Raw genomic sequence first — 12,119 nt, 5'->3', positions numbered from 1 at the left:
GACGTACCGCAGGACCCATTCATTGAGCGCCTGCTTCCGTAACGTCCGGTTTATGTTTTGTTCGCACGACAATGGTCCGACCAGCCAGGTCTCCCAAGCGCTGCCAACGGTCGGTGGCGGCAATGCTGATCAGCCCCACCCAGTAGAAGCAAACGCTGTCCGCCAAACGCAGGAAGTTGCGGACGGCGGACTGCAAAATCGTGCACGGTTTCAGATTCTGACCCGTCACCGCGATCCCGCAGAGTCGTTTGCCAAAGGTCTGCCCCCAGAAACCTTCGGCCACGGCATGGTAGGTAAAAAGCAAGAGCGAAGCGATGATCCACGCCGTCGCGCCGGCCGACAGCCAATGCTTGAACGAGGTCGGCGAAAGAAAACGGTCCGGATCCAGGCGAGTTCCGACCAAGATCCCGACGGGAATAATCACCATGGCGGTATCGATGGCCTTCGCCACCAACCTCCGCCCCACCGATGCGTAGGAGGGACCTGAATTCACCGAAACCGGCTTCCACCGACTCAGCGCGAAAGCCAGCCCGGCCGTGGCAAGACTCATTAGGAAGAGGAACAGAAACAAAACCTTTCCCTGATAACGGAGAACGGTCGGCCCCAGGTCGCCTCCCATCAGAATAGCGGTTCGTCCCGGCCGCCCTCCCTCCCACATCATATCCTCGATTTGTATTCCGGTATTGACCACGAGATGCGGTTCGCCGTGAGCCAGGAAGGCCGAAATCTCCAGAAGCTGACCGGGGGTAGACCGCCCGAGATGGTTCGCGCCGTGCCACCCGTTGCCATCCCAAACGTTCAAGCCGATGGGAGGGACCGTTGGACCGGCGTTAGCGGAATCCGTTTCCAACATCGGAATATACCATATGAATATTCCATCTGGAGCCGACAGGACCTCGAAGCGGATCAGTTTTCCAAACGTCTGCTCCAGCGACTCCACGCGGCCCGATGCTCCGCCGTCCCACGTCAACCAATAGAGGGTCCCGCTTTTCAGCCAGAGGTAATAGACCTTGTCTTTGAAGATGACCAAGCGCGAGAAACACCGTTCCGAACAGAGCAGGTTCCGATCGTTCGGATCGATCCCGACCGGCACAGGCCTTTCCCAGACGTCATGGGCATAGGACGTCATGGAAAAATCCGTCCCGATGCGGCTGAGGAGCAAAAGCCGTTCCGGTCCCGCGGTGACGATGGGGTCATCGCCGACCCACGGGGCGTCGAACCGCTGCCACTCTTTCCCGTCGAAGACCCGGTACATTCCCGGACTGAAGAACCAGAGTTTGTCGGAGAAAGCCACGAGGGATTGAAACGGTTTGACCTCCGATTCGCCTTGCATCCGATCGTCTTCCACCGTCTTCATCCACCAGCTCTCCTGGGACGGGGCGGCGGACGGGTCGCGCCGCGTCAGAAAAAGGTAGCTCCGATTTCCAAGCCCGGCGGCTTGAAGGTTGAAACCGGCGGCCGGAAATTGCGGCACGGGTATGCGATGAAACAAATGCAGGAAGGCCCCGATCATCAACAGGCCGGCGATCACGGCCGATCCGATCGGGATCGCAAATCGGCGCGTCCAGAAACGAACCCGATCCTGATGATCCGTCGTCATGATGCAATCCCGTCCGAACGAGTTTTCATTATAAGAAGTTCCAAAGCGGTTTGCAATAAAAACCGCCACCGCGGGCCGTCGATGGAACCGACGCTGCGGCGGCTTGGAACATCGAATCCCAACCAATCACCGATAAAAAATCCAGAGGACGGAATAAACCCATATCACCTCAACCGCATGCGCCGCAATTGTGGAAAACAAGTTTCGGGTCCCCAGCAACAGCCCGCCCCAGATCAAACCATCCGTGAGCGCCAGCCAGTGATAACCCCGAAAGACCGTTATCATGAACGGATCCAGAGAAAAAACAAAAGCCGAAAGGATCACGGCGAGGGTCGATCCGTACGGTCTGTCGCCCAACAGCGCCGTGATTCTCCCCAGAATGAACCCCCGGAAGTCCGCCTCGACGAACACCGCGATCACGACGATGCCCCACGGAACCATCAACGCGAACGGCATTCGCGCATGCGGCGTGTCGCGAAGGAAACCAAAACTGTATCCCAACCAGGGCGTCAGCTTAACAATGACCCACAAATTGATGAGTCCGGTGAAGCAGCCGACGAGCGTTCCGAGCCAAAGGCTTCTTTTAAGATGGCGAGTGCCGATAAACAGGCGATCGAGCGGGCGGTCATTGACGCCCGCCCAAATCCCCAGACAGACATAGGCGACGGATTGAGGAACCAGACTCGACCATAACGATGCCGGGAGCGACGGGGACCAAAGGGAGTAGGTGAATGTAAGGACGACCGGGACGATCGCAAGTCCGCTCCACCGCTCCATCCGAGATCGGCTCGCCGTTTCATCGGAGGATGAACCGAATCCTAGAGCCACCGTAGAACCGGCTTCAGGTTCTGAGAGACCGTCGGCGATGTCTACTCCCCGCCGGCCACATCGGTCTTGCAGTCGGCGCAGATGGTCATGATGTCCGTTCCGGAGTAGACCGGGAAGAATTTCTCGGCCTCCTGCCCGCAAATATCGCAGGTCCGCGGCGGAAGCACGGATGGACTGTACCGTTGAGAGGGATCCTGTTTCATATATACAGAACGGTCGCGGCGCCCTCCACCATGGTCAACACCTGAGGCAGCCCCCAAACATCGTCAATAAGGCCGTCCTTCGGCGCCTTGTCGTTGATATCCATATATTCCAGCCCGGCACTGCAGACGATTACCTTGGCCCCCATCCCCCGCGCCTCCCGGAGCATCTCGCTGATGGGTGGAACTTTTTTCTCCTTCATGAGCTGGGTGATCTTATGGCTCCAGGGCTGGTACTCGACCGGAAAATCGGCATGGTCCAATTGGCCCGAGTAAAATTTTTTCAAGGCCCAGAAAAACAGAATGATATAGACCTCGCTCCCCATGGCGGCCGCGGTTAAGGCGATCGTGGCCGTTTGATGAAGTTTATCGTAGGTGCCGCTGTGGGCGAAGATGACGAATTTCCCCTTGTTTTTTTTCATGCCGGGAGGATAACAAACACCCACGGGGAAGTCAATCCGCCGTGGGTGCATCAAAGACGCGGAAGACGTTAGATGAATAGAGTGATATCGGCCTCGCCCGCATATTCCAAAAAGGTCGCGGCGCCCACAGGATCCGGCAGACCGTCGATCAGGTCTTCTTTCTTTAAATTAAACATGTCCATTGCCATCTGGCAGGGCCACAGCTTGACTCCCGTTTCGAGCGCGATCTGCATGAGATCGGGAATCGTGGCGATCTTCTTCTTTTTGATCTCCCGCTTCATCATAAGCGTTGCCAAGGCCGTCATCCCGGGCAGAACGCTCACGATATTGGGCATCGCGACCGGCATAGCCGGATTTCCCAAGGGGACGACTTTCAACGAATCCTGATTCCCTTTTTTAAGGATGTTCAGACCAAAAAATGAAAAATAAACGCCGACCTCCATATCCAGTGCCGCCGCCGTCGTGGCCAGGATCAGCGCGGCGTAGGCCGTTTCGATCGTTCCCTTTGAAACCACCGCGATCGCCAGCCGCTTCCGTCGACTTTCCTTCTCCTTTTTAAGTTTTTCCTCCACCAGCGTCCCGACCCGTTGATCAACGATCTCCCTGACCTTCGCTTCGATCAGGTCATTCAAACTCTTATCCAGTGTGGTTGCCATAATGGAACCCCTTCTTTATTGTGCGGTCCGTGCGGTTATAATCTGTAAAGTCCTCAGATGCCCTTACTCATCGGGCCTGTCATGGCAAAGCTGCGAACCCGCCCCTTACTTTGTTTTTCGGATAAAAAATTGAAACAAGCCGTTTTCCCGCCGGTGCTCCAGCAACTCATGTCCGGTCCGTTTCGACCAGGCCGCCATGTCGGCCACCGAACCCGGGTCGGTCGAAATCATTTCCAGAACCTGTCCGATCATCATCTTGTCGATGGCCTGTTTCGTCCGGATCACAGGAAGGGGGCAGAGAAGTCCTTTACAATCCAAGGTTTGATCCACTTTAATCGTATCGGACATCTTGATCGCTCCTCTCCGTTTTTTTATAAAGTTATCTATAGAGGCCGTCGGTTTATATGCAATTTATCATAGTCCGCCCTCCGACGTTAAGTCAAGACTTGATTTGGCCACGACCGGGACAGCTTCACCATTGAAATTTCGCATGGAATGGATTATGATAAACCGATGATCATGGACGAACTGGAAAGCTTGAGGGGGCAGCAGGTCGAAGTAATTTACAACGCCATGACTTACCGTGGCGAATTGGTCGGTGCTTCGGAAGACGAAATCTATCTCAAGATGGCCTTGGACTGGGTCACACTCCCGATGGATGGCATCCAACAGATCCGCAAAGCCGTAAACTCCTAAAGAAGAGCCCCTTCATGGAAAGACCGCTTGTGCATCGCATTCCCATGGAAGAACCCGTTTCACCCCCGATGCCGGATACCGGAATGTTTCGGCCGACGGACAATGCACAGGTCCGCAAACGGTTTCCCTGGGTCAACACGCTGCTTTTCATCGCGACGGTCTTCACGACGCTCTTGGCCGGCGCGATTCAACAGGGCGCGCAGGTTTTCCAACATCCGGTCGAATTGGTCCAAGGGATCCCGTTTTCCTTCACTCTGATGGCCATCCTCCTGACCCATGAAATGGGCCATTATCTCACCTCTCGCTATCACGGGGTGGGTGCCACATTACCTTTCTTCATCCCGGCCCCGTCAATTATCGGGACTTTCGGCGCCTTCATTCGAATGACCTCGCCTATCCCGACCAGGCGGGCGCTGATCGATATCGGCGCCTCCGGACCGATCGCCGGATTCATTGTGGCGATCGTTGCCGTGGGAATCGGACTGCACTATTCTCAAGTGGTCGAGGTTTCAACGCTCGAAGGGATGAAACTCGGCACACCGCTGATTTTTTCCATGATGTCCCGTCTGACCATCGGTCCTCTTCCGGTTAATTATGACGTGCTGCTGCACCCGATTGCGTTCGCCGGCTGGATCGGAATGTTCGTCACGGCCCTCAATCTGATCCCGATCGGCCAACTGGACGGCGGGCATGTGGTGTATGCCATTCTCGGCCGGCATCATCGGACGATTTCACTAATCATGATTCCCACGCTGATCCTGTTGGGCATTTACGGCTGGCCGGGCTGGCTTCTCTGGGCCATCCTCCCCCTCATCTTCGGAATCAATCACCCGCCGGTGTTGGATACCGACCGTCCTCTAAGCCGGAGCCGGCAGATCGTCGGGTGGATCTCGCTTGCGATCTTCGTCGTAACCTTCACACCAACCCCATTTATGGGATAGCCGATTGGAGGAATGACCATCCCCGTCAACGGTTTTCAATTTGATCTGCAAACCCTTGACAGGCGGCCGAAATTTGCTATTCTTTGGGGAGCAATCTTTCTTGAATCAGTAAAGGGTCGGATCGCATGCATCAAAAAACAGAAAAGATCCTAATTGTAGACGACGAACCCAACATCCGGACGATCCTGTCCCGCCATCTCTCCAAGATCGGATACTCCTGCACCGTCGCAGAAAATTCGCAGTCCGCCATAGGCGTGTTGGAGACCGACCCCCACGCCCTGGTCATCACGGATATCCGAATGCCCGGACGGGACGGTGTTTGGCTTCTGGAGGCCTTGAAGGCCAAGTGGCCGGACACGGCCGTCCTGATGATCACGGCGCTGGATGACTCCCAGATCGCGATCAATTGCCTCAAGCTTGGAGCATACGACTACCTCATCAAACCCCTTCATCTGGAAGAGGTAACGCTGGCGACCCAAAGCGCTTTGGAAAAAAGACGGTTGGTCATCGAAAACAAGCACTACCAGGAGGAACTTGAAGCCAGAGTCGTTGAGCGAACGTCCAGGCTTCAGGAGACGCTCGCGGAGCTTGAGCTCAATTATGACCATACCCTGGAGGCGTTGGTCGCCGCGTTGGATGCGCGTGAACACGAAACCGGCAATCACTCCAAAAGAGTCGCGCAATACACCCTTTTGTTATCGGAGCCCTTCGACATTTCGAAGTCGGACCGTCTGGACATCTATCGGGGGGCCTTTCTGCACGACATCGGCAAGATCGGGGTTTCCGATAATATTCTCCTGAAACCCGGTAAGCTCACCGCCGAAGAATGGACCGAAATGCAGCGCCACCCTTCGATCGGATACAACATTCTCAAACAGATCGGCTTTTTAGAAGGGGCCACCCGAACGGTCGTCAGTCATCACGAACGCTTTGACGGAAAGGGGTATCCAAAAGGACTTCGCGGTGATGAGATCCCCCTGGGAGCACGCATTTTCTCTGTTGCGGACGCCTTTGATACCATGACCACCGATCGGCCTTATCGAAAAGCGCTGACGTACCCGGCATCCCGGGACGAGATCCTCCACTGTTCGGGATCGCAATTCGATCCCAAAGTGGTGGAAGTCTTTCTAAAGATCTCCCAGCGCGATTGGCTGGACTGCCAGCGAGCGGGTCGGGATCCTCACTCAAAGAAATAACGTCTTTGGGCGAAGGCACCGGTCTTAGATCCCCGCTGGAGGTTGATTTCCCGCCTCGATCGTCGCTTTCCGAACATCCACGCGCAGCAGCAAAACCATACCCAATATAAAAAAAACCACCAGGGAAAGAATGGCGATGCGATAGCTGCCGGTCAACTGGAGCGAGAGGCCAAAAAGAAGCGGGCCCAGCCAACTTGTTCCACGCTCGCTCACCTCATAAAGGCTGAAATATTCCGCCTCTTGGCCCTTTGGGATCATGAGCGAATAGACTGAACGGCTCAAAGCCTGACTTCCTCCCAACACCACGCCGATGACGGCGGCCAGAGCGTAAAAATGGAGGGCGGTTCGTAGAAATCCGTAGGCGTAGATCAGACTCCCCGTCCAGATAACAAGGCTGGCCACAATGGCCCGTTTGCTGCCGATGCTTTTGGCGATGTAATTGAAGAGGATGGCCCCGGCAAAGGCGACGAACTGCACCATTAAAATAACGGTCGTCAACGTTGAGATCGGTAGTTTCAATTCTTCCTGTCCGAATTCCGAAGATAGCGTGATCACCGTTTGGATCCCGTCGTTGTAAAGCAGATAGGCTGCCAGAAAGAGAAGCGTCTGGGGATAGGCACGCACTTTGCCGAGCGTACGACGAAGTTGCTTGAAACCGACCATCAGATAGCTTTCCTTCGGCGGCAGTCGCTTGATCGCCTGGCGACTTTTCAGTGCCACCAAAGGGATGATCGTAAAAATACCCCACCACACGCCGGCCGAGGCCAGACTGATTCGCACGGCTTGTCCGGTCGTCAATCCGAATGAACCGGCTTGCGAAAAAAGAACCAGGTTCATCATCAGCAGCAGACCGCCGCCCAGATAGCCGATCGCCCAACCCATGGAGGAAACGGCGTCCCGCTCATCGGGGCCGGCGATCTCCGGCAGAAATGCGTTGTAAATGATGACCGATGCGCCGAAGCTGACATTGGCGAAGATGAAGAGTGCCCCGCCCAATAAATAACGGGAGCCGTAAAGAAAATACATCCCCGTCGTAGCCAACGAACCGAGATAGGCAAAGACCGCCAGCATCTGCTTTTTGCGATGCGAGTAATCCGCAATCGCTCCCACGATCGGCAACAAGATAACCTGAAGCAACACGGATAAAGAAACCACATAGGGAAAGAACGAACCGGCATTCAACCGGATACCGAAAAGGTCAAGGAACCCGTCGGGACCGGCCGCCGACTTCGTCAGCGTGGTAAGATACGGACCCAAAAAAACCGTCACAACCGTCGTGGAGAAGGCCGAGTTGGCCCAATCGTAAAAGTACCATCCTCTCCGCTCGAAATGGTTGCTCTTCAATGGGGAAATCTCTGAACAGGAACTGCGGTCCTGAAATGGACCGCGTTTGGATGAGTACGCTTATCAGTCGGGACGCTTTGACAATCCCAGAACTTCGACCATCTCCCGATGAATCTTTCCGTTGGTGGCCAGGATCTCCTTCTTATAGATCCGATACGGACGGTTCCCAAAATCGGTCACGGTCGCCCCGGCCTCGGTGGCGATCAGAAAACCCGCGGCGGTATCCCACGGGGACAGCTTCATCTCCCAAAATCCGTCAAAGCGACCACACGCCACATAACAGAGATCCAACGCGGCCGAACCAGTCCGCCGCACGCCCTGAGCCCGGAGGCTGAATTGCGCGAAATGATCGAGATTGTTCATCAGATCCTCCCGCACATCGTAGGCGAAGCCGGTAACCAGCAGACTGGCGTTGAGTTTCTCGGTCTTGGAAACGCGGATCCGACGGCCGTTCAGGGCGGCCCCGTTCCCCTTTTCGGCCAGAAACATCTCTTCACGCAAGGGATCGTATACGACCCCCAAGACGATGTCCCCCCGGGTTTCTAATCCGATCGAGACACAGAACGTGGGATAGCCGTGGGCGAAGTTCGTGGTCCCGTCGAGCGGGTCGATGATCCATTTGTGATCGGACGCAATCGATGCGGCCGTGGCATACTCGCCGCCTTCTTCGGCCAGAAACCGGTGATCCGGAAATCGCTTACGAATGGTTTGGATGATGGTGGCCTCCGCCGCCCGGTCCGCCTCGGTCACCAGATTCACTTCCCCCTTGTAATCAATCCGGATCTCGGTCGCGAAGGATTGCCGCAGAATTTCCCCTCCCGCTTTCACGGCTTTGACGAGGGTATCGCGAAAAAGAGGTGGAACGGATTGGGCAGGCATAATGAACGACTATACCACATCCCGCGGGTCCATGGAAATGGCCTTCGTCGTATTCTCGGAGCGGGTTTTATAAGATCGTTTCTTGAGAAAAGTCGGAGGCGACCGATATTTTCCATCGGGTGGATCAGTTCAATGCGCGTGGGGGTCGGGCGCGGATCGGACCATGATCTTCCCCACAATACCAGAACGAGTGTTGGTTCCGAGTTTCTCCATAATGTGTCTGATATGGTCTTTGACCGTATAGATGCCGATGCCAAGATCGGCCGCGATTTCCTTGTTGGTATAGCCTTGACTGATCAGTTTGGCGATCGCCCCCTCCCGTGCGGTGAATACAGAAAACCGCTTATTGAAGACGGGCGAAACCTCCGTTTCTTCTGACATCGCCTCGATCAGAATCATCACCAAGCCTTCATCCCGGCCGCTTCCATCCAAAAGAATCCCTTTGCAAGAAAAGGTCGTTCCCCTGAAGCGAAAGATCTCGGAGGGAGGACTGGAACTTCCGTTTTGTTTGGGGAGGAAGGTTTCATTCAGGACCCGGGATCTTAGCTGACGAAGTTTTCGGAAAAATCTCTCATCGGATGTTCGCGCGAGATGTTCTCTCCCGCTTCGGATAATTGAAAGAATGGTCTTGGCCTCTTGATTCATCAGGCCGATCTCATCGTCTTTTCCCAAGATGATCACGCCGGGTTCCGAGTGTTGAGTGATCAACCTCAAGATCTCCGGTTTTTCCAGATCGTCCTCGGTCGAACGGGTCCGGCTCAAGATAGTAGCGCACGAAAGGGAGGCGTGCTGCAGAAACACGCTGTCTCGACCGGAGAAATCATACCGATGCTTGGATCTCCAGAGGACGATAAGACCGACAAATTGTTTTTTTTGGTCGACACAAGCGCCCACGAGAAAAAATTTAAGCCCTAGTGGATGAAGCACATCCTGATAAAATGGGTTTTTTAACCAGACCGCGGTTTCAACAATATCGGACCCTCTTTTTGCGATATAGCCATCCTTTTGAATTTGATGGATGGTGGGTATGGGGGTTTCGGTATAAAAGGTATCCAGGTATTTTGAAAAAGCTTCCTGACTGAATTGGTGAAGGTAAATATCCGAGATGTTAAGCGATGAGGGATCAAACTTAAAAATCCAAGCCGCGTCAAATTGAATGGAGCGCTGCAAAATATCAAGAAGTTTTTTCCCTTCCGAGGCGACACTGGCTTGTTTTTCTTCATTTAAGGCCAGGTCTTGAAAATTGTTCAACGTCAACAGATGATGTTTACCGAGCACCATGAAACCGCCTTTAGAACTTTGCGATCAGAATTTACCTTGATTTACCGGTTTGAGGATATCAAATCTTAAATCTTTACAATAAGGATGTCAAATAAAAACCGAGAGTACCCCCCCCAGAAAAGGGGGTTGACTGCAAATTCATTTGATAGTAGGATTCCTCCCCGACTAATTTGTCGATCTCGGGCAGAATACCAAATTGGCACCTGTTGCGCTCCTTAAAGGCCGCTGAAGAAGTGGGTGTATTGTGAACGGCTAACCCCACTCACTGAAGTAGTTTATGTTCCGTCAGACCGACTTGCACCAAGTTCGGTCTCACGCGTGAGACATTGCCATGCCTGACAGATCGCGGGAACTTCCCAGATCAAGCGCAAGGTTTTCCTCAAACCTTCGAGTGGAATTCCATCGTGCAATCGGTCCCTCGAGCGAAAATCCGGAACAAATGGGCTTTGACGGTGTCCTTCAGAATATAAGCAGCGGTGGCGCCTGTATTATGACAACGCGCCCCATAAAAGCTGCGGAGGTCTTAAAGATTTCGTTTCCAGTCCAGAAGTTTTTTGCGCCGCGTACTTTGGCCGAGGTCAGGTGGGCTCATCGCCTCCCCGAAGGCAAATTTGTTGCCGGTCTGAGGTTCTTGCTTTAGGAAGATCTAGGATTGGAGGATGTTTCCATTTTCCGTTTAATTGGAGCCGCCTACTTTTCCAAGACTTTCTTCGTCCATGATGCCGATGGAATGTCGAAGGGTTGCCCGGGCGAGTTGAGCTGCAAATCGAGCCCTTAAATCGGTAAGCTCAGCCTGCGAAAGCAACGCCTCTGCTTCGATGAGGTTTGTTGAGGTCTTGACACCTGCTTGGAATCCCAATGCAACAACCCGCAAGGCCTCAGTGGCGTGTTCCACAGTGCGTGCTGCGACCTGAATTTGCTTCTCGGACTCTTCAAGCTTCACCCAGGCCTGATGAACATCCAGCTGGACCTGGTCCGAAAGTTGATTGACCTGATATTCAGCCTGCCGTTCCTGAGCCTCCGCCTCCGCCACCCGTTGCTTGGTGCTCCCCCATTCCCAAAAAGTCCAATCCGCTGTTAAAAAAAGTTGCCAGCGGTCTCGATCTATCGTACTAGGGGATATATCTTGTCGGTACCACTTTGCGCCGGCATTAACCTGGGGATAGTACGAAGATTCCACAATCCGCGTAGAGTAGACGGCGGCATTGTAAACCGCAACGTCTTTCTGCAAATCCGGACGGTAGGATTGAGCCGCCGACAAGGCCGTCGCAAGATCCAGTGCAACGGGCGTAAGATCGGATACGGGTTCGATTGAAACAGGGGCATCGACCGAGCGGACAAGTAGAAGATTGAACTGTCCCTCGCTAATTTGCAAGCCGCTCGTTGCCGACAATAGTTTTTCCTCGGCCTTTCCTTCCTCTGTTTGAACCTTCAGCACCTCATCCAGTGTAGTCCGACCCGCTTTGTATTGTTTTTCGATATCCGAATGCAGCTTTTTATAAAATTCGAGGTCTTTTTCCGCCACGGTTTTCTCGCCTTGGGCTTGCAAGACATCGAGGTAAGCCTGCTCAACCGCATAGAGGAGGTCGTTCACCACCTGTTTTTCATTCCAGCCGGCCTGTTCTTCCCATGCCTGGGACTGCTGAAATCCAAAATAGAGGCGGCCACCCACAAAGACGGGCTGCTGCAAGGATGGGCCGAATTGATAGACGTCCCGATTTGAAAATTGGATCAACGTGTCGATCAGAGGAAATGTGGTAAAGTTGTTGGGAATGGCTCCTTTCGGTAGAAGGAAGTCGGTCTCGTCGTTATACCGCGTCACGTTGCCGTTGAAGGAAAGCTTGGGGAAGAAATTGGCAAACCGGGATTTGCGTTCCGACTCCGCTGCCATAGCCTGCTCATGAGCAATTTTAACCCCCCAATACTTCTGGAGTGCTTCCTCACGTGCCTGGTTCAGAGTCAATGCGAAGGCGGAAGAACCTCCAAAGGGAAATCCGACAAAGAGGGTCAGACAAAAAATGAAAACAAGAAACCTAAACATTACGTATTCTCATTCCCCTTTCGGAAGTTTAGGGG

Annotated in this window: 13 protein-coding genes; 3 read left to right on the top strand and 10 right to left on the bottom strand. The window is 53.9% G+C overall.

Translation table 11 applies throughout. From position 1 onward, the window contains the following. Positions 1-19 precede the first annotated feature (19 nt). The 6 genes from VLY20_00995 to VLY20_00970 all read right to left on the bottom strand — a co-directional run bounded on the left by VLY20_00995 (position 20) and on the right by VLY20_00970 (position 4,054). Positions 20-1,600 carry an RDD family protein gene (locus VLY20_00995; protein ID HUK55216.1) on the bottom strand — a complete coding sequence of 527 codons (1,581 nt, stop codon included), beginning with the start codon at positions 1,598-1,600 and terminating at the stop codon, positions 20-22. Positions 1,601-1,726: 126 nt separating this feature from the next. Further along, positions 1,727-2,377: a CPBP family glutamic-type intramembrane protease gene (locus VLY20_00990; protein HUK55215.1), complete on the bottom strand. Its 651-nt coding sequence runs from the start codon at positions 2,375-2,377 to the stop codon at positions 1,727-1,729. 92 nt (positions 2,378-2,469) lie between these two features. Beyond that, positions 2,470-2,631 carry a hypothetical protein gene (locus VLY20_00985; protein ID HUK55214.1) on the bottom strand — a complete coding sequence of 54 codons (162 nt, stop codon included), beginning with the start codon at positions 2,629-2,631 and terminating at the stop codon, positions 2,470-2,472. Then, positions 2,628-3,050 (bottom strand): hypothetical protein, encoded by a 423-nt coding sequence (locus VLY20_00980; protein ID HUK55213.1) that lies wholly within the window; start codon positions 3,048-3,050, stop codon positions 2,628-2,630. Before VLY20_00980 ends, VLY20_00985 begins: the two co-directional genes overlap by 4 nt. A gap of 68 nt (positions 3,051-3,118) precedes the next feature. Further along, complete coding sequence (locus tag VLY20_00975; GenBank protein HUK55212.1) at positions 3,119-3,706, bottom strand: DsrE/DsrF/DrsH-like family protein; 588 nt, start codon at positions 3,704-3,706, stop codon at positions 3,119-3,121. 105 nt (positions 3,707-3,811) lie between these two features. Continuing rightward, on the bottom strand, positions 3,812-4,054 hold the full coding sequence (locus tag VLY20_00970) for a sulfurtransferase TusA family protein (GenBank protein ID HUK55211.1): 243 nt from the start codon (positions 4,052-4,054) through the stop codon (positions 3,812-3,814). Between the two features lie 165 nt (positions 4,055-4,219). Here VLY20_00970 and VLY20_00965 point away from each other — a divergent pair, with 165 nt between their 5' ends. The 3 genes from VLY20_00965 (at position 4,220) to VLY20_00955 (ending at position 6,539) form a co-directional block, all read left to right on the top strand. Then, positions 4,220-4,402: a hypothetical protein gene (locus tag VLY20_00965; GenBank protein ID HUK55210.1), complete on the top strand. Its 183-nt coding sequence runs from the start codon at positions 4,220-4,222 to the stop codon at positions 4,400-4,402. 14 nt (positions 4,403-4,416) lie between these two features. Then, the gene (locus VLY20_00960) at positions 4,417-5,343 is read left to right on the top strand and encodes a site-2 protease family protein (GenBank protein ID HUK55209.1); all 927 of its coding nucleotides are present in this window, start codon (positions 4,417-4,419) and stop codon (positions 5,341-5,343) included. 125 nt (positions 5,344-5,468) lie between these two features. Continuing rightward, positions 5,469-6,539, top strand: coding sequence for an HD domain-containing phosphohydrolase (locus VLY20_00955; protein ID HUK55208.1), 1,071 nt, complete (start codon positions 5,469-5,471; stop codon positions 6,537-6,539). Between the two features lie 24 nt (positions 6,540-6,563). On the opposite strand, the gene VLY20_00950 is transcribed toward VLY20_00955, so the two are convergent. From VLY20_00950 to VLY20_00935, 4 genes are all read right to left on the bottom strand, one after another. Then, positions 6,564-7,883 (bottom strand): MFS transporter, encoded by a 1,320-nt coding sequence (locus VLY20_00950; GenBank protein HUK55207.1) that lies wholly within the window; start codon positions 7,881-7,883, stop codon positions 6,564-6,566. Between the two features lie 63 nt (positions 7,884-7,946). Then, the gene (locus VLY20_00945) at positions 7,947-8,762 is read right to left on the bottom strand and encodes an inositol monophosphatase family protein (GenBank protein HUK55206.1); all 816 of its coding nucleotides are present in this window, start codon (positions 8,760-8,762) and stop codon (positions 7,947-7,949) included. A gap of 129 nt (positions 8,763-8,891) precedes the next feature. Next, positions 8,892-10,043 carry a helix-turn-helix transcriptional regulator gene (locus VLY20_00940; GenBank protein HUK55205.1) on the bottom strand — a complete coding sequence of 384 codons (1,152 nt, stop codon included), beginning with the start codon at positions 10,041-10,043 and terminating at the stop codon, positions 8,892-8,894. 676 nt (positions 10,044-10,719) lie between these two features. After that, a complete protein-coding gene (locus VLY20_00935; protein HUK55204.1) occupies positions 10,720-12,084 on the bottom strand; it encodes a TolC family protein in 1,365 nt (454 codons plus the stop codon). Positions 12,085-12,119: the final 35 nt, after the last annotated feature.

The organism is Nitrospiria bacterium (assembly GCA_035517655.1).
Lineage (GTDB): Bacteria > Nitrospirota > Nitrospiria > JACQBZ01 > JACQBZ01 > JACQBZ01.
The sequence above is the reverse complement of the archived record's forward strand: the minus strand, read 5'-3'. Positions and strand labels throughout refer to the sequence as shown.